General features: G+C 69.6%; 24 protein-coding genes. All 24 read right to left on the reverse strand.

The features are described from left to right. Positions 1-53: 53 nt before the first annotated feature. Positions 54-1,082: a prolipoprotein diacylglyceryl transferase gene (gene lgt, locus ACFY9N_RS08260; protein WP_391477969.1), complete on the reverse strand. Its 1,029-nt coding sequence runs from the start codon at positions 1,080-1,082 to the stop codon at positions 54-56. 10 nt (positions 1,083-1,092) lie between these two features. After that, complete coding sequence (trpA, locus tag ACFY9N_RS08265) at positions 1,093-1,896, reverse strand: tryptophan synthase subunit alpha (RefSeq protein ID WP_391477970.1); 804 nt, start codon at positions 1,894-1,896, stop codon at positions 1,093-1,095. Continuing rightward, on the reverse strand, positions 1,893-3,113 hold the full coding sequence (trpB, locus tag ACFY9N_RS08270; protein ID WP_391477972.1) for a tryptophan synthase subunit beta: 1,221 nt from the start codon (positions 3,111-3,113) through the stop codon (positions 1,893-1,895). Before trpB ends, trpA begins: the two co-directional genes overlap by 4 nt. After that, on the reverse strand, positions 3,110-3,889 hold the full coding sequence (gene trpC, locus ACFY9N_RS08275; protein ID WP_391477973.1) for an indole-3-glycerol phosphate synthase TrpC: 780 nt from the start codon (positions 3,887-3,889) through the stop codon (positions 3,110-3,112). Before trpC ends, trpB begins: the two co-directional genes overlap by 4 nt. After that, the gene (locus ACFY9N_RS08280; protein WP_247622464.1) at positions 3,889-4,119 is read right to left on the reverse strand and encodes an HGxxPAAW family protein; all 231 of its coding nucleotides are present in this window, start codon (positions 4,117-4,119) and stop codon (positions 3,889-3,891) included. The genes trpC and ACFY9N_RS08280 overlap by 1 nt, the downstream gene beginning before the upstream one ends. Positions 4,120-4,166: 47 nt before the next feature. Beyond that, complete coding sequence (locus tag ACFY9N_RS08285) at positions 4,167-4,757, reverse strand: Trp biosynthesis-associated membrane protein (RefSeq protein ID WP_391477974.1); 591 nt, start codon at positions 4,755-4,757, stop codon at positions 4,167-4,169. Then, entirely contained in the window at positions 4,754-5,113 is a 360-nt protein-coding gene (gene hisI, locus ACFY9N_RS08290) for a phosphoribosyl-AMP cyclohydrolase (protein ID WP_391477976.1), read from the reverse strand. Before hisI ends, ACFY9N_RS08285 begins: the two co-directional genes overlap by 4 nt. After that, entirely contained in the window at positions 5,110-5,871 is a 762-nt protein-coding gene (hisF, locus tag ACFY9N_RS08295; RefSeq protein ID WP_391477977.1) for an imidazole glycerol phosphate synthase subunit HisF, read from the reverse strand. Before hisF ends, hisI begins: the two co-directional genes overlap by 4 nt. After that, complete coding sequence (gene hisG, locus ACFY9N_RS08300) at positions 5,871-6,710, reverse strand: ATP phosphoribosyltransferase (protein WP_391477979.1); 840 nt, start codon at positions 6,708-6,710, stop codon at positions 5,871-5,873. The genes hisF and hisG overlap by 1 nt, the downstream gene beginning before the upstream one ends. Positions 6,711-6,748: 38 nt before the next feature. Then, a complete protein-coding gene (locus ACFY9N_RS08305) occupies positions 6,749-7,012 on the reverse strand; it encodes a phosphoribosyl-ATP diphosphatase (RefSeq protein WP_017202142.1) in 264 nt (87 codons plus the stop codon). Further along, positions 7,009-7,689, reverse strand: a complete 681-nt coding sequence (rpe, locus tag ACFY9N_RS08310; RefSeq protein WP_391477980.1) for a ribulose-phosphate 3-epimerase — start codon at positions 7,687-7,689, stop codon at positions 7,009-7,011. The genes ACFY9N_RS08305 and rpe overlap by 4 nt, the downstream gene beginning before the upstream one ends. Positions 7,690-7,691: 2 nt before the next feature. After that, positions 7,692-9,170, reverse strand: coding sequence for an RsmB/NOP family class I SAM-dependent RNA methyltransferase (locus ACFY9N_RS08315; protein ID WP_391477981.1), 1,479 nt, complete (start codon positions 9,168-9,170; stop codon positions 7,692-7,694). Further along, entirely contained in the window at positions 9,167-10,087 is a 921-nt protein-coding gene (fmt, locus tag ACFY9N_RS08320; protein ID WP_391477982.1) for a methionyl-tRNA formyltransferase, read from the reverse strand. Before fmt ends, ACFY9N_RS08315 begins: the two co-directional genes overlap by 4 nt. Positions 10,088-10,106: 19 nt before the next feature. Then, a complete protein-coding gene (locus ACFY9N_RS08325) occupies positions 10,107-12,065 on the reverse strand; it encodes a primosomal protein N' (RefSeq protein ID WP_391477983.1) in 1,959 nt (652 codons plus the stop codon). A 16-nt stretch (positions 12,066-12,081) separates the two neighbouring features. Continuing rightward, positions 12,082-13,275, reverse strand: a complete 1,194-nt coding sequence (metK, locus tag ACFY9N_RS08330; protein ID WP_391477985.1) for a methionine adenosyltransferase — start codon at positions 13,273-13,275, stop codon at positions 12,082-12,084. A gap of 93 nt (positions 13,276-13,368) precedes the next feature. Beyond that, positions 13,369-13,626, reverse strand: a complete 258-nt coding sequence (rpoZ, locus tag ACFY9N_RS08335; RefSeq protein ID WP_247622455.1) for a DNA-directed RNA polymerase subunit omega — start codon at positions 13,624-13,626, stop codon at positions 13,369-13,371. 65 nt (positions 13,627-13,691) lie between these two features. Next, on the reverse strand, positions 13,692-14,600 hold the full coding sequence (gene gmk / locus ACFY9N_RS08340; protein ID WP_391477986.1) for a guanylate kinase: 909 nt from the start codon (positions 14,598-14,600) through the stop codon (positions 13,692-13,694). Then, the gene (pyrF, locus tag ACFY9N_RS08345; RefSeq protein WP_391477987.1) at positions 14,593-15,438 is read right to left on the reverse strand and encodes an orotidine-5'-phosphate decarboxylase; all 846 of its coding nucleotides are present in this window, start codon (positions 15,436-15,438) and stop codon (positions 14,593-14,595) included. Before pyrF ends, gmk begins: the two co-directional genes overlap by 8 nt. Next, on the reverse strand, positions 15,435-18,722 hold the full coding sequence (gene carB, locus ACFY9N_RS08350) for a carbamoyl-phosphate synthase large subunit (RefSeq protein ID WP_391477988.1): 3,288 nt from the start codon (positions 18,720-18,722) through the stop codon (positions 15,435-15,437). The genes pyrF and carB overlap by 4 nt, the downstream gene beginning before the upstream one ends. After that, positions 18,722-19,867 carry a glutamine-hydrolyzing carbamoyl-phosphate synthase small subunit gene (gene carA, locus ACFY9N_RS08355; protein ID WP_391477990.1) on the reverse strand — a complete coding sequence of 382 codons (1,146 nt, stop codon included), beginning with the start codon at positions 19,865-19,867 and terminating at the stop codon, positions 18,722-18,724. The genes carB and carA overlap by 1 nt, the downstream gene beginning before the upstream one ends. Next, positions 19,864-20,376: a hypothetical protein gene (locus ACFY9N_RS08360; protein WP_391477991.1), complete on the reverse strand. Its 513-nt coding sequence runs from the start codon at positions 20,374-20,376 to the stop codon at positions 19,864-19,866. The genes carA and ACFY9N_RS08360 overlap by 4 nt, the downstream gene beginning before the upstream one ends. Further along, positions 20,373-21,677 carry a dihydroorotase gene (locus ACFY9N_RS08365; protein ID WP_391477992.1) on the reverse strand — a complete coding sequence of 435 codons (1,305 nt, stop codon included), beginning with the start codon at positions 21,675-21,677 and terminating at the stop codon, positions 20,373-20,375. Before ACFY9N_RS08365 ends, ACFY9N_RS08360 begins: the two co-directional genes overlap by 4 nt. After that, on the reverse strand, positions 21,674-22,639 hold the full coding sequence (locus ACFY9N_RS08370; protein ID WP_391477994.1) for an aspartate carbamoyltransferase catalytic subunit: 966 nt from the start codon (positions 22,637-22,639) through the stop codon (positions 21,674-21,676). Before ACFY9N_RS08370 ends, ACFY9N_RS08365 begins: the two co-directional genes overlap by 4 nt. Next, positions 22,636-23,166 (reverse strand): bifunctional pyr operon transcriptional regulator/uracil phosphoribosyltransferase PyrR, encoded by a 531-nt coding sequence (gene pyrR, locus ACFY9N_RS08375; RefSeq protein ID WP_391477995.1) that lies wholly within the window; start codon positions 23,164-23,166, stop codon positions 22,636-22,638. The genes ACFY9N_RS08370 and pyrR overlap by 4 nt, the downstream gene beginning before the upstream one ends. Positions 23,167-23,181: the final 15 nt, after the last annotated feature.

The raw sequence follows: 23,181 nt of genomic DNA on the forward strand, positions 1-23,181 counted from the left end.
GACGTTGGCCCGCTCGTTCAGTGCAATGGTTCTCTCGCGCCACGAGGTGGCGGCTATCGGGAGCCGTTCTCGCTCGTGGGAGCGGTGCTTGTGGCGGTAGCTCCTGCGGTGACCTCGTCAGCCGGAGGCTCGCTCACGTCGACGAAGTCAGAGGGATTGTCCTGCGATTGTACATCAGCGTCGTCGAGGTCCTTCCGCGACCGGCCGGGCATGTACGGCGACGGCTCGAGTCCGGGGTGGCGGCGGGTCTGCACGATGAGGATGGCGAGCCCGATGAGGATGCCGAGGATCGCGGCCGCGACGTTGCTGCGCAGGCCGAGGATGATCTCGCTCGGGTCGATGCGGATCGACTCCCAGACGACGCGGCCCGCGCTGTACCAGATGAGGTAGATCGCGAAGAGGCGGCCCCACTGGAAGAACAGCTTGCGACCGAGCCACAGCAGCACGATGACGCCCAGACCGTTCCAGATGACCTCGTAGAGGAAGGTCGGGTGGAAGAGCGTGCCCTCCGGCAGCCCGGGCGGGAAGGCGCTGTTGGTCGACTCGATCTCGAGTCCCCACGGCAGATCGGTGGGAAGACCGAACAGCTCGTGGTTGAACCAGTTTCCGAAGCGGCCCATCGCCTGGGCGAGGAGCAGGCCCGGCGCGAGCGCGTCGGCGAAGCTCCAGAAGCGGATGCCGGTCCACTTGCAGCCGAGGTAGGCGCCGATAGCGCCGCCGATGAGGGCACCGAAGATCGCGATGCCGCCCTCCCAGATCGCCCACACGGAGCCGGGCTCGAACGGGTTCCAGGTGTTGATACCCTCACCGAAGTAGTCGTTCGGGTGCGTCGCGACGTGGAAGATGCGCGCACCGATGATCGCGAGCGGCACGGCGAGGATCGAGATGTCGATGACGACCCACGGCTCCGCCCCGCGCTTGGTGAGGCGGTGATTGGTCAGCAGCGTGGCGACGATGATCCCCGCGATGATGCACAGCGCGTAGTAGTGGATCGTGAGCGGGCCGAGCGTGAACGACGACTCGGGCGGACTCGGGATGCTGGTGAGCACGCCGCTGAGGGTGCTGTGGAGCGCGAGGGACATGAGTGCGATCCTACTTCTCGATGAGGGGGCTCGACGACGAAGTGCCGGCGGCCAGGGTTCGGGTGACGTCGGCGAGGGCGTCGAGTCCTCCGTCGCGGAGCGCGCGGACGAGCGCGGTTCCGACGATCGCGCCGTCGGCGTACTCCGACACCGCGGCGATCTGTTCGGCCGTGGAGATGCCGATGCCGACGCAGGCGCGCTCGGCGCCCTGTGCGCGCAGGCGGCTGACGAGCGTGCGGGCGGCGCGGTCCAGTTCGGCCCGCTCCCCCGTGATCCCCATCGTCGAGACGGTGTAGACGAATCCGGTCGAGGAACGCGCCACCAGGGCGAGGCGCTCGTCAGACGACGTCGGGGCGGCGAGGAACACTCGGTCGAGACCGGTGCGCTCGCTCGCGGCGATCCACTCGTCGGCCACCTCGGGCGTGATGTCGGGGGTGATGAGTCCCGCTCCGCCGGAGGCGAGCAGATCATCGGCGTATCGATCGACGCCGTACTGGACGACCGGGTTCCAGTACGTCATGACGAGGACCGGAACATCGGTGGCCGCAGTGATGGCGCGGAGCGCCGTGAAGAGATCGGCCGTCCGGAATCCGGCGGCCAGCGCGGCCGTCGTCGCCTCCTGGATGACGGCGCCGTCCATGACCGGGTCGCTGTAAGGAGGCCCGAGCTCGATGATGTCGACGCCGTTGCGGGCGAGGGTGATCGCCGCCTGGATGCTCGTCTCGAGGTCGGGGTAGCCGACCGGGAGGTAGCCGACGAAGACCTTGCGCCCGTCGGCCTCCGCCTTGTCGAAAGCGCGCTCGATGCGGCTCACTGGTCTCCTCCGTCGGTGGTCGACGCGTCGTACAGGTCGAAGTAGGACGCGGCCGTGGCCATGTCCTTGTCGCCGCGCCCCGACAGGCACACCGCGATGACGGCATCCGGCCCGAGCTCGCTTCCGATGCGCAGTGCACCGGCGAGGGCGTGAGCCGACTCGATCGCCGGGATGATGCCCTCGGTACGGCTCAGAAAGCGCAGCGCCTGCATCGCCTCGTCATCCGTGGCGGGGATGTACGCGGCGCGACCGATGTCAGCGAGCCACGAGTGCTCCGGACCGACACCCGGGTAGTCGAGCCCGGCGGAGATGGAGTGCGACTCGACCGTTTGGCCGTCCTCGTCCTGCAGCACGTACGTGCGCGAACCGTGCAGCACGCCCGGACGACCGCGTTCGATCGACGCGGCGTGCCGAGGCGTGTCGACGCCGTCACCCGCCGCCTCCACGCCGTACAGACGCACCCCCTCGTCGTCAAGGAAGGCGTCGAACATGCCGATCGCGTTGGATCCACCGCCCACGCAGGCGACCACGGCATCCGGGAGGCGCCCGACCTCGGCGAGGAGCTGCTCGCGCGCCTCCTCGCCGATGATCTTCTGGAAGTCGCGGACCATCGCCGGGAACGGGTGGGGACCGGCGGCGGTGCCGAAGATGTAGTTGGTCGTCTCGACCGAAGCGACCCAATCGCGGTACGCGTCGTTGATCGCGTCCTTGAGGGTGCGCGATCCCGAGGTCACCGCGACGACCTCGGCCCCGAGCAGCCGCATGCGCGCGACGTTCAGCGCCTGACGCTCGGTGTCGACCTCGCCCATGTAGATCGTGCAGTCGAGACCGAAGAGCGCGGCGGCCGTCGCGGTGGCCACGCCGTGCTGCCCGGCACCGGTCTCGGCGATCACGCGGGTCTTGCCCAGACGCTTCGTCAGGAGCGCCTGGCCCAGCACGTTGTTGATCTTGTGCGATCCGGTGTGGTTCAGATCTTCCCGCTTGAGGAAGACCCGCGCTCCCCCGGCGTGCTCCGCGAAGCGCGGGACCTCGGTGAGGATCGAGGGACGACCGGCGTAGGACGTCAGGAGCCCGGCGAGCTCCGCTCGGAACTCGGGGTCGGCGACGGCGGCCTCGTAGGCCACGGTCAGTTCGTCGATCGCAGCGATGAGGGATTCCGGCATGTACCGGCCGCCGAACGTGCCGAAGTACGGTCCGTGCTGTTCGCGCAGGCTCATTCGCCGGCCTCCAGGAAAGTGGTGAGCGTCGTGACGGGGTCGCCGGTCACGAGGGCCTCGCCGATGAGGACGACATCGGCTCCCGCACCGCGGTAGTGAGCGACGTCCGCAGGGGTGAGCACGGCGGACTCGGCGATCTTGATCGCGGAATCAGGGATGCGGTCGGCCAGCCGGCCGAAGAGATCGCGATCGAGCTCGAGGGTCTTCAGGTCGCGCGCGTTGACGCCGATGAGCGGTGCGCCGAGGTCGATGGCCGCCTCGAGTTCATCCGCGGAGTGCGTCTCCACGAGCGGCGTCATGCCGAGCTCGCCGATGAACCCGAACAGGTCCTGCAGCACGGCGGGCTCCAGACCGGCGACGATCAAGAGCACCAGGTCAGCACCCGCGGCGCGGGCTTCGAGCACCTGGTAGCGGGTGGCGATGAAGTCCTTGCGCAGCACCGGGAGCGACACTTTTGCGGTGACCGCCTCGAGGTCGGCGAGGCTGCCGCCGAATCGGCGTTCCTCGGTCAGCACGCTGATCGCCGACGCGCCGCCGGTCTCGTAGAGCGAGGCCTGGAGCGCGGGGTCGGGGATCTCGGCGAGAGCGCCGCGAGAGGGACTCGCGCGCTTGACCTCCGCGATGATCTTCACCCGCGTCGCGGGGGCGAGGAACGACAGCGCATCCTTCGCGGCTGGCCGGGCGAGGGCTTCTCGCTCGACCTGCGCCAGGGGACGCGAGAGGGCGCGACGCTCGGCGTCTGCGACAGCGCCGGCCGTCAGGTCGGCGAGGACCACTAGTGCGCCTTCGGCGAGTACTTGGGGCCCTTCACGCCGTAACCGGCCTTGGCGAGGATCCAACCGACCAGAGCGCCGATCGGGATCAACGCGGCGGTGATCCAGACGAGGGTCGGCTGCTCGAAGCAGAACGCGACCGTGGCGGCGGTGAAGCCGATGAGCATGATCACGACGGCGGTCCAGGCCGCAGGCGAGTGTCCGTGGCCGGGGTCAGCGATCGGGTTGGTCATGGTCTCCTCCGGGGAACGACAGCGGGATCGGATTCAGTCTATCGGGGTCATCGGGTCGGATCGGTTCCGCGGGACAGGTCGTCCCAGGAATCGATCGCGTCGACGGGGCCGTCGGTGTGGGCCGGAACGTCGCCACCGGTACGGTACCGGCGGCCGCCGCTCTTCCAGCGTCGCCAGGTGAACAGGGCGAAGATCGCGACGGCGAGCAGGAGGACCCACCCGACGAGTGCGATCACCGGCCAGGCCGACGGGGTGATCGATGCGACCACCGTCTCGACGGCGGCGTCGCCCGCGAGTCCGGTGGCCTCGGTGACCGTCGGCGCGACGGACGACAGCGGCACCGCGATGAGCAGTTGGAGCGTCGACCAGCCCAGGAACACGGCGGCCCCGGCGGCGAGGATCGCGAAGATCAGGCGCAGAACCGGGCCGGCGATCGAGAGCGCGGCGCCCAAGGCGAGCACGGCGAGACTCAGCGGAGCGAGCAGCACGAGGGCGGATGCTCCGGGCACCAGGATCTCGGCCCCGGCATCCGCGCGTTGCACCGTCAGCCAGGTCTGCGTCGAGGAGATGATCCCGATCGCGCCGGCGAGGAGGAATCCGAGCAGGGTGATCGAACGCCCGCGTCGCGCCACGTTCATTCGGACGCGCTCCCGACCGCGGCCTCCAGATCGGTCGTGTCGAAGCACGTGCGCGTTCCCGTGTGGCAGGCGGGCCCGGTCTGGTCGACCGTGAGCAGGATCGCGTCGCCGTCGCAGTCCAGTCGGGCGCCGTGCACCACCTGGATGTTCCCCGAGGTGTCGCCCTTGCGCCAGTACTCCTGACGGGAGCGCGACCAGTAGGTCGCGCGGCCGGACGTGAGCGTGCGCCGCAGCGCCTCCTCGTCGACCCACGCCATCATCAGCACCTCGTGCGAGTCGTACTGCTGAACGATCACCGGGGCGAGTCCGTCGGCGTTCCAGGCCACCTGGGCGATCCGGGCATCGAGTTCGGTCATCGAACCAGCACTCCTTCCGCGCGCAGCGCGTCCTTGACGTCGCCGACGGTCAGCGCGCCGGTGTGGAACACGCTGGCCGCGAGCACGGCGTCGGCGCCCGCGTGGATCGCCGGTGCGAAGTGCTCCACGGCACCGGCTCCGCCCGAAGCGATCACCGGGACGGTCGCGACCTCGCGCATCATACTCACGAGTTCGAGGTCGAACCCGTCTCGCGTGCCGTCGGCGTCGATCGAGTTCACGAGGAGCTCGCCTGCTCCGCGTTCCGCAGCCTCACGCGCCCACTCCAGTGCGTCGAGCGTCGTCTGCGTGCGCCCGCCGTGCGTGGTGACGACGAAGCCAGAGGCGGTCCCCTCCGCGCGCTTGACGTCGAGTGAGAGCACGAGCACCTGAGCGCCGAACCGGTCGGCGATCTCGCCCACCAGGTCGGGGCGTGCGATCGCCGCGGAGTTCACGCCGACCTTGTCCGCGCCCACGGCGAGCAGCCGAGCGACGTCGTCGACGGTGCGCACTCCCCCGCCGACGGTCAGCGGAACGAAGACCTGCTCGGCCGTGCGCTGCACGACGTCGTACGTCGTCGCGCGCGCGTCGACGGTGGCAGTCACGTCGAGGAAGGTGATCTCATCGGCGCCCTGTGCGGCGTAGTGCCGCGCGAGCTCGACGGGATCTCCCATGTCACGGAGATTCTCGAAGTTCACGCCCTTCACGACACGGCCGTCGGCCACGTCGAGGCACGGGATCACCCGTCGCGCGAGAGCCATCAGAGCCTCGCGGCGTGGATGGCGGTGACGAGGATCGCCCGAGCTCCGAGCGCGTAGAGGTCGTCCATCACCTGGTTCACGCGCTTGCGCGGGATCATCACGCGCACGGCGACCCAGGCGGGATCGCGTAGCGGTGAGATCGTCGGAGACTCTCGACCCGGGGCGATCGCGACGGCCTGATCGACGAGGTCGGCCGGGAGGTCGTAGTCGACGAGCACGTAGCGACGGGCGACCATGACGCCGCGCAGTCGGCGCAGAAGAGTATCGGTGCCGTCGGCGTCACCGTCGCGGCTGATCAGCACGGCCTCGGACTCGAGGATCACCGGTCCGAAGATCTCGAGGCCGGCCTGCCGGAGCGTCGTGCCGGTGGAGACGACATCGGCCACGGCATCCGCCACGCCCAGACGCACGGCGGACTCGACGGCGCCGTCGAGTTGCACGAGCTCGGCGGTGACACCGTGCTCGCGCAGGAATGCGCCGACGAGACCCGGATAGGCGGACGCGACGCGGACGCCCTCGAGGTCCTGGAGCGACGAGAACCGGCCGGGAGGGCCCGCGAAACGGAAGGTCGAGCCGCCGAAGCCGAGCTGCTCGATCTCGCGCGCGGGCTGCTGCACGTCGAGCAGGAGGTCACGGCCCGTGATCCCCACGTCGAGCGCGCCGGATGCGACATACGTCGCGATGTCACGCGGGCGGAGGAAGAAGAACTCGACGTCGTTCTCGGCGTCGATCACGTGCAGGGTCTTGGGGTCGCGGCGGCCGGCGTATCCGGCCTCCGCGAGCATCTCGGCGGCGGTCTCGGAGAGAGAGCCCTTGTTGGGAACGGCGATGCGCAGCATGTCTGACTTTCAGATCGAATCGGGATGGGCGGAGCGCATCACAGATGTCGATAGACGTCCTGCAGCGAGAGCCCCTTCGCGAGCATCATCACCTGCACGTGGTACAGCAACTGCGAGATCTCCTCGGCGGCTGCCTCGTCGGACTCGTACTCGGAGGCCATCCACACCTCGGCGGCCTCTTCGACGATCTTCTTGCCGATGGTGTGCACGCCGCCGTCGAGTTCGGCGACCGTCCCCGAGCCCTCGGGTCGGGTCTCGGCCTTGACGCTGAGCTCGGCGAACAGCTCGTCGAAAGTCTTCACGCTTCCAGGCTACCGGCTTCGGCGAGGCCCCTGAGCCGCGTGACGGCCGCCTCGACGTCGTCGGCCCCGTACACCGCGGAGCCTGCGACGAAGGTGTCGGCTCCCGCGGCTGCGGCGATCTCGATCGTGCGATCGGAGATCCCGCCGTCGACCTGCAGCCAGACGTCGGAGCCGCGGCGCTTCGCCTCGTCGGCGAGCCCGCGCAGCTTCGGCATCGTCTCGGGCATGAATCCCTGTCCCCCGAAACCGGGCTCCACCGTCATCACCAGGATCTGATCGAACTCGTCGAGGATCTCGTACAGGCTCTCCCCCGCCGTGCCCGGCTTGATCGCGACGCCGGCGCGCGTACCGATGTCGCGCAGACGGCGAGCGAGCGCCACCGGATCGGCGGCGGCCTCGAGGTGGAAGGTCACGCTCGCGGCCCCGAGCTCGGCGTACCCGGGAGCCCAGCGGTCGGGATCCGAGATCATCAGATGCACGTCGAGCGGGATGGGACTCGTCGCCTGGATCCGCTCCACCATCTGCGGCCCGAACGTGAGGTTCGGGACGAAGTGGTTGTCCATGACGTCGACGTGCGCGAAGTCGGCGGAGGCGATCTTCGCGAGATCCCTCTGCATGTTGACGAAATCGGCGGCGAGGATGCTCGGATTGATGCGCGGCGCGCGGGGAAGCTCCACGGTCACTCTCCCTTCGGTGCGCGCTGCAGGAGCGCGAGGAACATGGCATCGGTGCCGTGGCGGTGAGGCCAGAGCTGGACCGAACCGGATTCGGAGCGGCCGTCGGCTGCGAGATCGATCGGCGAGCGGACGATCTCGGAGACGACGGCGCGCGCATCGAGCTCGACGATGTCGTCGCGGCCGCGGAGGACCTCCTGGACGACACCCGTCGTCTCGGCGAGGTGGGGCGAGCACGTGACGTACGCGACGATTCCCCCCGGTGCGAGCGCGTCGATCGCAGCGGAGAGCAACTCCTCCTGGAGCGGCACCAGTTCGGCGACATCCGCCGGGGACTTGCGCCAGCGGGCCTCGGGCCGTCGCCGCAGCGCGCCGAGACCCGTGCAGGGCGCATCGACGAGCACACGGTCGAACTGCCCGGGGTGCGACCTGGCGAGCACACGGCCGTCTTCCTCGTGCACGGGAACGTCACCGGGAACAGGGCGGAGCGCGTTGCGCACCAGACCCGCGCGTGTCGGCACGACCTCGTTCGCTTCGAGCGTCGCACCGGTCTCGTGTGCGATCGCGCCGAGCAGGGCGGTCTTGCCGCCGGGGCCCGCGCACAGATCGAGCCATCTCTCGCCCGAGACGACCGGCTTCGCCGCCGCGAGGGCGAGCGCAACGAGCTGGGATCCCTCGTCCTGGACCCGGACCGTTCCGTGCGCATCGGTGATGATCGTGTGCGGATCGCCGCCGGGCGACCCGAAGGCGGTCGGCGCGTAGGGCCTGTGGGGTTCTGCCGGCTCGGCGAGTCCCGGAAGCGCCACCAGCGTCACATCCGGGGAGACGTTGTCGGCCTCGAGGAGATCCTCCAGCTCCGCGCCCCGGCCCTCGGCGTCGAGAGCGCGACGGAGCGCGCGGATGACCCAGACCGGATGCGCGCTGCGCAGAGACAGGCGTTCGTCGTCGGAGCGCGCGGATGCCTCGATCCTGTCCTGCCACTCGCCCGGCGTCTCACGGGAGACGCGGCGCAACACCGCGTTGGCGAAGCTCGACGCGCCCCGGCTCACCTCGGTGGCGACGATGTTCACCGACTCGTTGACGGCCGCGTGCGAGGCCACGCGCGTCGATAGCAACTGGTGCACCGCGAGACGAAGCGCGTCGAGCACCGCGGGATCGATGGTGTCGACCGGCCGGTCGGCGGCGGACGAGATGATCGCGTCGTAGGTGCCGCGTCGGCGGAGCGTGCCGTACGTCAGCTCCGTCGCCAGTGCCGCATCCTGTGGAGTGAGGCGGGCCTCGCCGATCGCGTGCGGCAGCGCGAGGTTGGCGTAGGCGTCGTCCTCCGACACGGCCCGCAGGATGCCGTACGCCACCCGTCGCGCGGGCTGTACAGACCGCGTCTGCACGCGTGCGCCGCCACCGCGTGCCGACCGCTGGGTGGCATCGGTGCGCCGGCGGGAGGGCCCTGGCTTACCCTGACGACGTCGTTTCTCGTCGCTCATGATCCTGCACGCATCCCTTCGGCATCGCGCTGTCCGCGCCACCAATCGGCGGCGTTCATGGCTCCCTTTCCCGCCGGCTGCACGCGAGTGACGGCGAGCGGGGTCGAGGCGGTGCCGATCAGCACGCTGGTCTTCGTGGCACCGATCTCTCCCGGCGCGAGAGGCGCGGCGTCGGCTGCCGGAGCCGCTTCGAGGATCTTCAGCCGCATGCCGCCGACGGTCGTATGCGCACCTGGCTCGGGCGTGACGCCGCGGAACCGGGCGAAGACGGGCTCCAGCGGGAGCGACCAGTCGAGGGCTCCGTCCTCGAGAGCGAGTTTGGGTGCAAAAGTCGGCTCACCGGTTTGGGGAATCGCGCGGGCGCTGCCGTCGGCGATCCCGGCGACCACCTGCGCCGTGAGCTCCGCGCCGTCCTCGGCGAGAGCAGCGAGTGCTTCATCCGCGGTCGCTGCTGCGGGGAGCGTGACCGCACGGCTCGCGAACACGTCGCCGGCATCGAGTTCAGCGACCAGCTGGAACACGCTGGAGCCCAGGACCGGATCGCCGGCGATCAGCGCGCGCTGCACCGGTGCCGCTCCGCGCCAAGCCGGCAGGATGGAGAAGTGCAGGTTGATCCAGCCCTCCCGCGGACCGGAGAGCAGCGGCTCGCGCACCAGACCGCCGTAGGCGACGATCACGCCGAGTTCCGGCTCGAGGGCCAGAATCCGCTCGGTCGCCTCGGCATCGAGACGTGCGGCGGCGATCACGGGGATGCCGAGCTCGACGGCGGCCTGGGCGACCGGCGACGGGGTGAGCACCCGCTTGCGCCCCAGCGGCGCATCCGGTCGCGTGACGGCACCGACGACGTCGTGCTCGGCCGCGAGACGGCGGAGCGTGGGGACTGCGGCAGCCGGTGTACCGGCGAAGACGAGGCGCATGAAAGGTTCTCCGGAAGGATCAGAGTTCTGGATCGAGGATATCGAGGCGGACGGTGAGAGTGCTCCGAGGATTCTTACCCCGACCCCGGCGGCTGGCGACGGCCTCGGCGACGACGGCGGCGCGGAGCGCTGTCACGACGCGCGTTCCTGCGCCGTAGTCGAATCGGACCAGTGCCCGCACGCGTGCGGGCACGTCGTCGGACTCCACGGGCACCGGCCCCAGCACGGCATCCGAGGGAAGCCCCAACTCACCGACGGCGGTCAGCGCACGGGAGACGGCGGCGGCCGATCCCTCGACGAGCGCGACCCGCGTGGTCGGGGGCATGTGCAGCGGTGCGCGGCTCTCGAGCTCCGAACGGGCGTACCCGCTCTGGTTCCACGTCGCCAGAGCGCGCGCGGTGGCACCGTTGACACCGACCAGGTGGATCGGCGCGCCGGGGGCAGCGAGTGCCGCGGCGTTCGACCACCACCGCAGGCACGACTCGCCGATCCGGAGGTCGGGCGATTGCAGCATCCGCGGGCCGTCGAGCAGGACGATCGCCCGATACCCGCCTTCCGCCGCAGGTTCGGCGCCGCGCGTCGCCACGACGAGAGCAGGCTTCGCATCGACCTTCTCCACGGGGTGGGCGCCGTCCGCCACGATCACGCGGACGCCGGGGAAGGCGCGACCGAGCTCATCGGCAGTGCGCTCGCTCCCTGAGGAGGCGAGACGCAGCTTCGTCGACGAGCACGTCGGGCAGGTCCACGCCCGTGCGCTCCGCCCGCACCAGCCGCACACCGGCACGGCTCCCCGGTGGCGTGCGCCCAGCGGACCGCCGCAGTGCGCGCAACGCGCCGGTGCGCGGCACTCGGCGCACACGAGCGACGGCGCGAAACCCGGTCGGGACACCTGCACGAGCACCGGTCCGTCGGCCGTCGCCTCGCGCGCGGCGAGGAAGGCCGACGACGGCATCCGTTGGGCGGTGGGCTGCTCCATCTCCTGGGGTGTACTCAGGATGACGCGGGGCAGCACGCGGCGTGTCGCGCGGATGTCTCGGAGCCATCCGAGAGCGACGAGGCGTTCGACATCGGTCGTACGGGTGTGCCCGGCGAGCAGGAGCGCAGAGCCCTCCTCACCCTGGCGGAGGAGGGCCGCATCCCGGGCGTTGACGTAGGGGGCGAGAGGCTCGCCGAGCAGCGGGTCGCCGTCGTCCCAGATCGCGACGAGGCCGGCCCTCACCGGCGCGTACACGGCCGAGCGGTTGCCGACGACGATGCAGGGCGCGTCCTCGAGTGATCGCAGGAAGGCGCGATAGCGATCCGGATTTGTCTGGCGCGAGTCATACCGCACGACCTGTTCGGGCGGGACGAGGTCGGCCAGGGCGACGAGCACTCGATCGAGGTCGCGATGATCCGGAACCACGAGGATCGACGACCGCCCGCCCGCGAGCGTTCGCACCGCGGTGGCGGCGAGCATCACGGCCCACGCGGGACGACCGTCATCAAGGCCGGGGATCGCCTCGACCGCCGCACGACCGCTGCCGTCCACGGTCTCCCCCAGCCCGTCGTACAGCGCGACGACCGTATCCGCGGATTCGACGCTCTCGCGCGAGGGGTCGTACGGTGCTGTGTCGGCGGTCCACGCCTTCTCGACGCGCACCTGCCGCTTCGGGACGACGAGACGGAGGATGTCGGATGCCGAACCCGCCGCACGATCGGCGACCGCTCGGGCGAGTCGGTGCAACCGCTCCGGCAGCACCTGCACCGGGGAGACGATGCTGTCGATCTCGGAGAGCGGCCGGTCGGCGTCGTCTTCGGTACCGACCTCGACGACGTACCCGTCGATCACCCGGCCCGCCGTTCGCAGCGGCACCTTCACGCGCACGCCGGGCAGGATCTCGGCGAGCTCGGTGGGCACCGCGTAGTCGAAGAGACGGTCGAGCTGCGGCAGCGGCGAGTCGAGCAGCACGCGCGCGATGCGCCGGCTCTCGGCGCTCATGGGAGGGGGCGTTCCGTCACAGGCCGGCAGCGCGGCGCAGTTCGGCGACCCGATCGGTGCGCTCCCACGTGAAATCGGGGAGCTCGCGCCCGAAGTGTCCGTAGGCGGCGGTCTGCGCGTAGATCGGGCGCAGCAGGTCGAGCTGCTCGATGATCGCCTGCGGACGCAGATCGAAGACTTCGTTGATCGCGCGGGTGATCACCTCGTCAGATACCTTGCCGGTGCCGAAGGTCTCGACGTACAGGCCCACCGGACGCGCGACACCGATCGCGTAGGCGACCTGCACTTCGAGCCGATCGGCCAGGCCGGCGGCGACGGCGTTCTTCGCGACCCAGCGGGTCGCGTAGGCGCCGGAGCGATCGACCTTCGACGGGTCCTTGCCGCTGAACGCGCCGCCACCGTGACGGGCGGCGCCGCCGTAGGTGTCGATGATGATCTTGCGTCCGGTCAGACCGGCGTCTCCCTTGGGGCCGCCCGTGACGAACGGGCCCGCGGGGTTGATGTAGTGCGTGACGTCGTCGAGATCGAGTCCCGTCGTCTCGAGCACCGGCGCGATCACGCGCTCGCGCACCAGCGACTGGAGCTCGTCCTGCGAGATGTCGGGGTGGTGCTGGGTCGAGACGACGACCGCGTCGACAGTCTTCGGTGTGAATCCGTCGTACCCGAGCGTGACCTGGGTCTTGCCGTCGGGACGGAGGAACGGCAGCTCGCCGCTGCGGCGGACTTCGGTGAGGCGCTCCGCGATGCGATGCGCCGTCCAGGCCGCCATGGGCATGAGCTGCGGCGTCTCGTTCGTCGCGAAGCCGAACATGATGCCCTGGTCGCCGGCGCCGAGACCGTCGAGCGGGTCGACGGAGGAACCGTCGCGGTGCTCCTGAGCGTTGTCGACGCCGTGCGCGATGTCGGTGGATTGCTCGCCGACCGAGACGCTCACGCCGCAGGAGTCGCCATCGAAACCCGTCTCACTGGACGTGTAGCCGATGCCGTTGACGACCTGGCGGACGATGGTGGGGATGTCAACGTACGCCTCGGTGCGGATCTCACCCGCGACATGGACGAGTCCCGTCGTGACGAGCGTCTCAACCGCGACACGGGAACCCTGATCCTTCGAGAGCAGGCCGTCGAGGATGCTGTCCGAGATCTGATCGCAGATCTTGTCCGGGTGCCCTTCGGTGACGGACTCGGACGTGAACAGACGCAGGGCGCTCATCGGTGGCTCCAGAAACAAGATCGCGAAGGGGAAGGGCTGATGAACCCATTGTGGCCCGCACCACCGACAGAGCGGGTGTACGGGCCACGAATATCACTCTGCGTGACGCAGGCGGAGCTTGTCCTCGTTGATCTCGTGCAGCGCGATCGTGAGCGGCTTGTCCTCGACCGAGGAGTCGACCAGCGGGCCGACGTTGTCGAAGAGGTTTCCCTCGTGCAGGTCGGAGTAGTAGTCGTTGATCTGACGCGCGCGCTTCGACGCATAGATCACAAGCTCGTACTTCGAATCGACGCGGTCGAGCAGGTTGTCGATGGGGGGATCGATGATGCCCTTGGTGTGGTGTCCGGCCATGATGAGACCTCCTGATCAGGCGACGGGATCGTCGCGAAGACGGTGCGATGGGCGCGCGAGAGCACTCAGCGCGCAGAGCTTGAAGACAATTCTACGACCTCGTCGGCCGCGGCGGCGACCGTCTCGTTCACGATGAGGTGGTCGAACTCGTTCTGGGCGGCCAACTCGACCTTCGCGGTGCGGAGTCTGCGGGCGCGTTCCTCGGGGCCCTCGGTGCCGCGTCCGACGAGCCGCTGCACGAGTTCGTCCCAGCTCGGCGGCAGCAGGAAGATGAGCGTCGCCGAGGGTTCGGCCGTCCGCACCTGGCGTGCACCCTGGAGGTCGATCTCGAGCAGAACCGTCTTCCCCTCGGCCAGTGCGGCGTCGATGGGCGCCCGCGGGGTGCCGTACCGCGAACGATTGTGCACGACCGCGTACTCCAGCAGCTCGCCCTCGGCGATGAGCCGATCGAACTCGGCGTCGTCGACGAAGTAGTAGTGAACCCCGTCGACCTCCCCCGGGCGTGGCGCGCGTGTGGTCGCCGACACCGAGAGGTGGATCTCCGGGTGGTTCTCGCGGATGTGCGCCGCGACGGTGCCCTTGCCGACCGCCGTCGGACCCGCGAGAACGAGCAGACGGCTTCGAGCCCCGCGGGGCTCCGGCACCGGGAAACGTCCGTCGAGCCACTCCGACAGCACCGCGCGCTGACGGACGCCGAGGCCGCCGAGACGCTTCACCGGCGAGATCCGGAGCTCGTCTAGGATCCGATCGCGCTTGCCCGCCCCGATCGCCGGGAGAGCCAGGAGGAAGTCGGTGATGCGCAGAGACCCCTCGACCGAATCCGCGTCCTCCGTCGCGCGGCGCAGCACCGCCTGCGGGGTCGCCACACGCGTCGTCAGGTCGCGCTTGAGCGACGCCCGTGCGCGACGGCGCTCGACCGCCTTGCGCGCTGCGGCGGCACGATCGACCTCCGGAACCACCCGGGCATCAGACATTCAGGGACTCCTCGTACTCGGCGACGCGCGCGGTCACGGCATCGGCCACTCCGTTCGGGCCGGCCTCGAGCACGCTCCGACTCTCGCTCGCGATCACGCACGACGCCATCGCACCGAATCGTGCCCGCAGATCCGCGGGGGTTGCGCCCTGCACCCCGAACCCGGGGGCGAGGATCGGAGCGGGTGGGGTGAACGCCGCGATCGCGGCATCCGTCCAGTCCACGGTCGCGCCGATCACGAAGCCGGCACTCCCCCACTCGCCGTCGGAGACGGCCACGGCGTTGCGTGCGGACACCTCGGCGATCACCTGAGCAGAAACGGTCGAGCCGTCCAGTCCCGCGGATGCCTGCAGGGACCGCGCCTGGGGGTTGCTGGTCGCCGCAAGGACGAACAGTCCCTTGTCGTGCGAGTTCGCCAGGGCGAGAGCACCGTCGAGGGCTCCGACACCGAGATACGGGTTCACCGTCAGCGCGTCGGCCTCGAGCGGCGACCCCGGAGTGAGCCAGGCGGCCGCGTACGCATCCATGGTGCTTCCGATGTCTCCGCGCTTCGCATCGGCGATCACGAGAAGACCCGCGCGCCGAGCTGCGGACAGGACGTCCTCGAGCGCCGCGAAACCGGCGGACCCGAAGCGCTCGAAGAACGAGACCTGCGGCTTCACGAAGGCGACGCGGTCGGCCACGGCATCCACGGTCCGCAGACCGAACTCGCGCACACCACGGGCGTCGTCGGTCAGACCCCATGAAGCCAGGAGCGCCGCATGGGGATCGATCCCGACGCAGAGCGGGCCGCGCGCGAGGATCCCCGCGCGCGCCCGCTCACCGAAACCTGCGCTCACACCGCGGCCTGACGGTCCAGCGCGTACTCCTGCAGGCTCTTCACATCGAAGCCCTCGTCGGCCGCGTCCATGCCGCTCACGGCAGCGCCGAGCACGGCGATGGTCGTGAACAGGGCCTTGTCGGCCGCGACGGCCGCCGCACGAATCTCGTAACCGTCGGCACGCGCCGTGCCGCCCGACGGGGTGTTCACGACGATGTCGATCGCTCCGTCGTTGATCAGGTCGACGATGTTCTGCGCACCCGACTCCTGGGTCTCGCTGAACTTCTCCACGACCTGCACCGCGATGCCGTTGCGGGAGAGGATCTCCGCCGTGCCCTCGGTCGCGACGATCGTGAAACCGAGCTGCTGCAACCGGTGCGCGGGCAGGATGACGGCCCGCTTGTCGGAATCGGCGACCGAGATGAACACGGTGCCCGAGGTGGGCATGCCGCCGTAGGCCGCGGCCTGGCTCTTCGCGAACGCCGTCGGGAAGTCCTTGTCGATGCCCATGACCTCACCGGTCGAGCGCATCTCGGGTCCGAGCACGGAATCGACGATCTTGCCGTCCTTGGTGCGGAAGCGCTTAAACGGCAGGACCGCTTCCTTCACCGCGACGGGTGAGCCGAGCGGCACGCGCGAGCCGTCGTTCTCGGGCAGCATGCCCTCGGACTTCAGGTCGGCGATCGTGGCACCGGCCATGACCCGGCTGGCGGCCTTCGCGAGCGGGATGCCGAGAGCCTTCGAGACGAACGGCACCGTGCGGCTGGCGCGCGGGTTCGCCTCGATCACGTAGAGCACGCCGGCGCTGATCGCGAACTGCACGTTCAGCAGGCCGCGCACGCCGACGCCCTGGGCGATCGCGAGGGTCGCGGTGCGTACCCGGTCGATGTCGCTGCGTCCGAGCGAGACCGGAGGCAGGGTGCAGCTCGAGTCGCCGGAGTGGATGCCGGCCTCCTCGAGGTGCTCCATCACGCCGCCGATGTACAGCTCGGTGCCGTCGAACAGGGCGTCGACGTCGATCTCGATCGCGTCATCGAGGAACCGGTCGACCAGGAGGGGCTTACCCTCCTCGATGACGACCTCGCCCGCCGTACGCACGAAGTAGTCGCGCAGGCTCTCGGTGTCGTAGACGATCTCCATGCCGCGGCCGCCGAGCACGAAGCTCGGGCGCACGAGCACCGGGTAGCCGATGTCCTCGGCGACGGCGACCGCTCCGTCGACGTCGATCGCGGTCCCGTGGCGGGGCGCCACGAGGCCGGCGTCGTCGAGGATGCCGCTGAACAGCGCGCGCTCCTCGGCGAGGTCGATCGCTGCGGGGCTGGTGCCGAGGATCGTGTATCCGGCGGCCTCGATGCCCTTCGCGAGCCCCAGCGGGGTCTGCCCGCCGAGCTGGCAGACGACACCCAGGATGGAGCCGCTCGCGGCTTCGGCGTCGAGCACCTCGAGCACGTCCTCGAGCGTGAGCGGCTCGAAGTACAGACGGTCGGAGGTGTCGTAGTCGGTCGACACGGTCTCGGGGTTGCAGTTGACCATGACGGTCTCGTACCCGGCATCCGACAGCGCGAACGACGCGTGCACGCAGGAGTAGTCGAACTCGACGCCCTGCCCGATGCGGTTCGGACCGGACCCGATGATGACGACCTTGGTGCGCTCGGACGGCTCGACCTCAGTCTCGAAGTCGTAGCTCGAGTAGTGGTACGGAGTGAGGGCGGGGAACTCCCCGGCGCACGTGTCGACCGTCTTGTAGACCGGGCGGATGCCGAGACCGTGCCGCACGCCGCGGATCTCGTTCTCGCTCTCGCCGCGGATCTCCGCGAGCTGCGCGTCGGAGAAGCCGTGCTCCTTGGCGTAGCGCAGGGTCGCGGCGTCGAGCTCGGGAGCGGTGCGCACGATCTCGGCGACCTCGTTGATGAGCACGATCTGATCGAGGAACCAGGGGTCGATCGCGGTGGCCGCGAAGGCCTGCTCGACCGTCGCGCCCTTGCGCAGCGCCTGCTGGAGCACCACGATGCGGCCGTCGGTCGGCGTCTTCGAGATCTCGAGGAGCTCGTCGACCGTGCGATCCTCCGGTCCCCAGTGGAAACTGGAGCCGCGCTTCTCGAGGGAGCGCAGCGCCTTCTGAAGGGCAGTGGCGTAGTTGCGGCCGATCGCCATCGCCTCGCCCACCGACTTCATGGTGGTCGTGAGCGTCACGTCGGCGGCCGGGAACTTCTCGAACGCGAAACGGGGCACCTTCACCACGACGTAGTCGAGTGTCGGCTCGAAGCTCGCCGGCGTCACACCGGTGATGTCGTTCGGGATCTCGTCGAGGCGGTAGCCGAGGGCGAGCTTCGCCGCGAGCTTGGCGATCGGGAAACCGGTCGCCTTCGAGGCCAGGGCGCTGGAGCGCGAGACGCGCGGGTTCATCTCGATGACGATGATGCGTCCGTTGTCGGGGTTCACCGCGAACTGGATGTTGCAGCCACCGGTGTCGACGCCGACGGCGCGGATGATGTCGATGCCGATGTCGCGCATCTTCTGGTACTCGCGGTCGGTGAGGGTGAGCGCCGGGGCGACGGTGATCGAGTCGCCCGTGTGCACGCCGACGGGATCGACGTTCTCGATGGAGCAGACGACGACCGTGTTGTCGGACGTGTCGCGCATGAGCTCGAGCTCGTACTCCTTCCAGCCGAGGATCGACTCCTCGAGGAGCACCTCGGTGGTCGGCGAGTCATGCAGGCCCGCGCCGCCGATGCGGCGGAGGTCTTCCTCGTCGAACGCGAAGCCCGATCCGAGGCCGCCCATGGTGAAGCTGGGCCGCACGACGAGCGGGTATCCGAGCTTCTCGGCGCCGGCCAGCAGTTCGTCCATCGAGTGCGCGATGACGGATGCCGCGACCTCGGCGCCCGCTTCGATCACGAGCTCCTTGAAGATCTGGCGGTCCTCGCCCTTCTTGATGGCGTCGACCTTCGCACCGATGAGCTCCACGCCGTACTTGGCGAGGATGCCTCGCTCGTCTAGCGCCATCGCGGCATTGAGGGCGGTCTGGCCGCCCAGGGTCGGGAGGATCGCGTCCGGCTTCTCCTTGGCGATGATGGTCTCGATGACCTCGGGGGTGATCGGCTCGACGTACGTGGCGTCGGCGAAGTCCGGGTCCGTCATGATCGTCGCGGGGTTGGAGTTGACGAGGATGACGCGGACGCCCTCCTCGCGGAGCACGCGGCACGCCTGGGTGCCGGAGTAGTCGAACTCGCAGGCCTGGCCGATGACGATCGGGCCGGAGCCGATGACGAGGACGGAGTTGATGTCGTCGCGCTTGGGCATTACTTGGCGTCCTTCTGGCTGGCGATGACCAGGTCGCGGAACCGGTCGAAGAGGTAGTTGGCGTCGTGCGGGCCTGCCGCGGCCTCCGGGTGGTACTGCACCGAGAAGGCGGGGATGTCGAGGGCGCGGAGTCCCTCGACCACGTTGTCGTTGAGGCCGATGTGGCTGACCTCGACCTTGCCGTAGCCGTTCGGGCTGTCGAAGAACCCGTCGAGCGGAGCATCGACAGCGAACCCGTGATTGTGCGCCGTGATCTCGACGCGACCCGTGGACTTGTCGAGCACCGGCTGATTGATGCCGCGGTGACCGAACGGGAGCTTGTACGTGCCGAGACCGAGCGCGCGGCCCAGCAGCTGGTTGCCGAAGCAGATGCCGAAGAACGGCAGCCCCTCGTCGAGCACGGAGCGCAGTAGCGCGACGTGGTCGCCGGATGCCGCGGGGTCGCCGGGGCCGTTCGAGTAGAAGACGGCGACGGGGTCGATCGCGCGGATGTCCTCGATGGTCGAGGTCTGCGGCATCACGTGCACCTCGAAGCCGCGGGCGGCGAGGTTGTCGATCGTGGCCTGCTTGACACCGAGGTCGAGGACGGCGAGGTTACCGACCCGCTCCCCCAGCGCGGTCGTGATCGTCACCGCGTCGACCGAGACCTCGGCGGACAGGTTCTGGCCGGCCATCTGCGGCGCCTCGCGCACGATGCGCAGTTGCTCCTCGGCGTCGAGCGCGGCATCCGCTCCCGAGAAGATGCCGCCGCGCATGGAGCCGGCGGAGCGGATGTGGCGAGTGATGGCTCGGGTGTCGATGCCGCTGATGCCCACGATGCCGTCCTGCACGAGGACATCGTCGAGCGAGGAGTTCGCGCGCCAGTTAGAGACGACGCGCGAGGGGTCGCGCACGATGTAGCCGGCGACCCAGATCCGGCGGGATTCAGGGTCCTCGTCGTTCATCCCGGTGTTGCCGATGTGGGGAGCGGTCTGCAGCACGATCTGGCCCGCGTACGACGGGTCGGTGATCGTCTCCTGGTAGCCGGACATGCCGGTCGAGAAGACGACCTCGCCGAGCGTGGTGCCGCGCGCGCCGTAGGCGCGGCCGGTGTGGCGGGTGCCGTCCTCCAGGACGAGGACGGCGGATTCGGGAAGAGCGGTCATTCGGTGGCTCCTGTGTCGTGAGCGGCGGGGATGAGCCGTCGCAGGTCGGAGATGAGGTTCTGGGGATCGCCGGTGGCGAGTCGCAGGTAGGAATCGACGACGGTGTCATCGTCGGCCCGCCAGTCGATCCGCACGAGTCCGCCCGGCTCGACCACCCGGTCGATCGTGACGGTCGCGCGGTCGATGTCGACCAGGCGGGAGGAAGCGAGGAACACGGTCGGTGCTCCGTCGAGGCAGAGCGCCACGCCGCGGTCCGTGATCGCGAGCTCACCGCGTGCGCGGTAGGCCAGCGGTGAGATCGCGAGGCGCTCGAGCGGCTGGTCGTGCTTGGTCGTCGAGACGTAGAGCACTTCGTGACGCGACGCGACCTCGGCGTGCTCGGGCACTCCCAGGGGAGCGACGATGTCGGAGTCGCGTCGCTGCCGTCGTCGCCAGGCCAGCAGCATCGTCAGCAGCACGAGCAGTGCCACGGCGATGGTGATGGCGATCGCGATGTCCCGTGCGCTCATGCGTTCAGGCCCTCGACGAGGGAGCCGGCGTCGACCGTCAGTCGGCCACCGTGCACCGTGTACTCCACCCGACCGGGCAGAGCGCGCCCGAGGTAGGGCGAGTTGGTGCTGCGCCCGTGCAGGTCGGTCTCGGTGAAGACTCCCTCGACCGACGCGTCGTACAGCGCGAGCTGCGCGGGCTGCCCGGCGGCGAGCGGTGTACCGTGGCCGGTGAGGCGACCGATCCGGGCGGGAGTCGCGCTCATGACGCGGGCGACGTCGTCCCACCCGAGCAGTCCGGTCTGCACCATCGACTGGTGCACGACGCGCAGAGCGCTCTCAAGCCCCACCATCCCGTTCGCCGCGGCCTGCCACTCGCAGGCCTTCGCCTCGCTCGGGTGAGGTGCGTGATCGGTGGCGACGATGTCGATCGTCCCGTCGGCAAGCCCCTCGCGCACGGCGAGCACGTCCTCCTCGCGGCGCAGCGGCGGGTTGACCTTGTAGCGGGCGTCGTATCCGCGCACCAGCTCGTCCGTGAGGAGCAGGTGGTGCGGGGTCACCTCGGCGGTGACCGCGATCCCGCGCTTCTTCGCCCACCGGATGATGTCGACGGATCCGGCCGTCGAGAGGTGGCAGACGTGCAGGCGCGAGCCGACGTGCTCGGCGAGCAGCACGTCGCGCGCGATGATCGACTCCTCCGCCACGGCCGGCCACCCGGTGAGCCCGAGCTCCGCCGAGACGGTGCCCTCGTTCATCTGGGCGCCCTCGGTCAGACGCGGATCCTGAGCGTGCTGGGCGATCACGCCGTCGAACGACTTCACGTACTCGAGGGCGCGACGCATGATGAGCGGGTCGAAGACGCAGAAGCCGTCGTCGCTGAAGACGCGCACCTGGGCACGGGAGGATGCCATTGCACCGAGTTCGGCGAGACGCTCACCCTTCTGACCGACGGTGACGGCGCCGATCGGCTGCACCGTGGCGTAGCCCGCGGCCTCGCCCAGCGCGAGCTCCTGCTCGACGACGCCGGCGGTGTCGGCGACCGGCGAGGTGTTCGGCATCGCGAACACGGCGGTGAATCCGCCGGATGCCGCGGCCCGCGTGCCGGTGAGGATGGTCTCGGATGCTTCGTAGCCCGGCTCGCGGAGGTGCGTGTGCAGGTCGACCAGACCCGGGAGCGCGACCAGACCGTCCGCGTCGATCACTCGGGCACCGGCGCGGTTGAGACCACTGCCGGTCTCGGCGATCAGGCCGTTCTCGATGATGATGTCGGCACTCTCCGTGCCGAGTAGCTTCGCGCCGGTGATGACGAGGGTCTCGCTCACAGGTCTCCCCCTCGTTCGTCGTCTCGTTCTCCTGCCAGCAGCAGGTACAGCACCGCCATGCGCACGGACACCCCGTTGGTGACCTGCTCCAGCACCGTGGAGCGTGGCGAATCGGCCGCTTCGGAGGAGATCTCCAGTCCGCGGTTCATCGGTCCGGGGTGCATCACAATGCTACCGTCCGGAAGACCCGCCACACGCCGTGCGTCGAGTCCCCACCGCCGCGAATACTCCCGCTCAGTCGGGAAATACGCGGCGTTCATGCGTTCGAGCTGGATGCGCAGCATCATGACGGCGTCCGGTTCGTCCGCAAGGGCCTCGTCGAGGTCGTAGACCACGCGGATCGGCCACAGCGACACGTTCTGCGGAACGAGCGTCGGCGGTGCCACGACGGTGACATCGGCGCCGAGCGTCGAGAGCAGCCAGACGTTCGAGCGCGCGACCCGCGAGTGCAGCACGTCACCGACGATCACCACGCGTACTCCGGAGAGATCGCGGCCACGGCTGTCGGCGCCGAACCGGCGCTTGCGGATGGTGAACGCGTCCAGCAGCGCCTGTGTGGGGTGCTCGTGCGTGCCGTCGCCGGCGTTGACGACACCGGCGGAGATCCATCCGCTCGTCGCCAGTGTCTGCGGCGCACCGGAGCCCGGGTGGCGGACGACGACGGCGTCGGCGCCGATCGCCTCGAGGGTCTGCGCCGTGTCCTTGAGGCTCTCGCCCTTCGAGACGCTGGAGCCCTTGGCTGCGAAGTTGATGACGTCGGCCGAGAGGCGTTTCGCGGCCGCCTCGAACGAGATGCGGGTGCGCGTCGAGTCCTCGAAGAAGAGGTTCACGACGGTCTTGCCGCGAAGGGTCGGGAGCTTCTTGACCTCGCGGGACTGCGTGTCGGACATGTCCTCGGCGACATCGAGGATGCGCAGAGCGGTGGCGCGGTCGAGGGTGCGGGTGTCCAGGAGGTGCCTCATTCGCCGATCGTCACCTCCTCGGCCCCGTCGTTCTCAACGAGGCGCACGTTCACCCGTTCGGTGCGCGCGGACGGGATGTTCTTGCCGACGAAATCGGGGCGGATCGGAAGCTCGCGGTGACCGCGGTCAACGAGGATCGCCAGCCGCACGACCGACGGGCGTCCGATCGACTGGATGGCGTCGAGCGCGGCGCGGATGCTGCGCCCCGAGAAGAGCACGTCGTCGACGAGCACGACGGTGCGCCCGTCGATACCGCCGGCGGGGATCTCGGTCGGATGCGGCGAACGCGTCGGATGCTTCGCGAGGTCATCGCGGAAGAGCGTGACGTCGAGCGCGCCCACGGGAACGGGGCGCTGGGCGATGTCGCTGATCAGGGCGCCGAGGCGGTGGGCGAGGGTGACGCCGCGGGTCGGGATGCCGAGCAGGACGAGGTCGTCGGCCCCTCGATTGGATTCGAGGATCTCATGCGCGATACGGGTCAGAGCCCGCGAGATATCGGCTTCGTGCAGGACGGTGCGTGCACTCATCAGCCGCTCCCTTCT

Source organism: Microbacterium sp. NPDC008134 (assembly GCF_042957055.1).
GTDB lineage: Bacteria > Actinomycetota > Actinomycetes > Actinomycetales > Microbacteriaceae > Microbacterium.

What these genes read in the sequence shown, in the direction of transcription:
- lgt (WP_391477969.1), bottom strand. Translation starts at nt 1,082, where the DNA reads ATGTCCCTCGCGCTCCACAGCACCCTCAGCGGCGTGCTCACCAGCATC.
- trpB (WP_391477972.1), bottom strand. Translation starts at nt 3,113, where the DNA reads ATGAGCCTGCGCGAACAGCACGGACCGTACTTCGGCACGTTCGGCGGC.
- ACFY9N_RS08280 (WP_247622464.1), bottom strand. Translation starts at nt 4,119, where the DNA reads ATGACCAACCCGATCGCTGACCCCGGCCACGGACACTCGCCTGCGGCC.
- ACFY9N_RS08285 (WP_391477974.1), bottom strand. Translation starts at nt 4,757, where the DNA reads ATGAACGTGGCGCGACGCGGGCGTTCGATCACCCTGCTCGGATTCCTC.
- hisI (WP_391477976.1), bottom strand. Translation starts at nt 5,113, where the DNA reads ATGACCGAACTCGATGCCCGGATCGCCCAGGTGGCCTGGAACGCCGAC.
- hisF (WP_391477977.1), bottom strand. Translation starts at nt 5,871, where the DNA reads ATGGCTCTCGCGCGACGGGTGATCCCGTGCCTCGACGTGGCCGACGGC.
- hisG (WP_391477979.1), bottom strand. Translation starts at nt 6,710, where the DNA reads ATGCTGCGCATCGCCGTTCCCAACAAGGGCTCTCTCTCCGAGACCGCC.
- ACFY9N_RS08315 (WP_391477981.1), bottom strand. Translation starts at nt 9,170, where the DNA reads ATGAGCGACGAGAAACGACGTCGTCAGGGTAAGCCAGGGCCCTCCCGC.
- fmt (WP_391477982.1), bottom strand. Translation starts at nt 10,087, where the DNA reads ATGCGCCTCGTCTTCGCCGGTACACCGGCTGCCGCAGTCCCCACGCTC.
- ACFY9N_RS08325 (WP_391477983.1), bottom strand. Translation starts at nt 12,065, where the DNA reads ATGAGCGCCGAGAGCCGGCGCATCGCGCGCGTGCTGCTCGACTCGCCG.
- metK (WP_391477985.1), bottom strand. Translation starts at nt 13,275, where the DNA reads ATGAGCGCCCTGCGTCTGTTCACGTCCGAGTCCGTCACCGAAGGGCAC.
- rpoZ (WP_247622455.1), bottom strand. Translation starts at nt 13,626, where the DNA reads ATGGCCGGACACCACACCAAGGGCATCATCGATCCCCCCATCGACAAC.
- gmk (WP_391477986.1), bottom strand. Translation starts at nt 14,600, where the DNA reads ATGTCTGATGCCCGGGTGGTTCCGGAGGTCGATCGTGCCGCCGCAGCG.
- carB (WP_391477988.1), bottom strand. Translation starts at nt 18,722, where the DNA reads ATGCCCAAGCGCGACGACATCAACTCCGTCCTCGTCATCGGCTCCGGC.
- carA (WP_391477990.1), bottom strand. Translation starts at nt 19,867, where the DNA reads ATGACCGCTCTTCCCGAATCCGCCGTCCTCGTCCTGGAGGACGGCACC.
- ACFY9N_RS08360 (WP_391477991.1), bottom strand. Translation starts at nt 20,376, where the DNA reads ATGAGCGCACGGGACATCGCGATCGCCATCACCATCGCCGTGGCACTG.
- ACFY9N_RS08370 (WP_391477994.1), bottom strand. Translation starts at nt 22,639, where the DNA reads ATGAGGCACCTCCTGGACACCCGCACCCTCGACCGCGCCACCGCTCTG.
- pyrR (WP_391477995.1), bottom strand. Translation starts at nt 23,166, where the DNA reads ATGAGTGCACGCACCGTCCTGCACGAAGCCGATATCTCGCGGGCTCTG.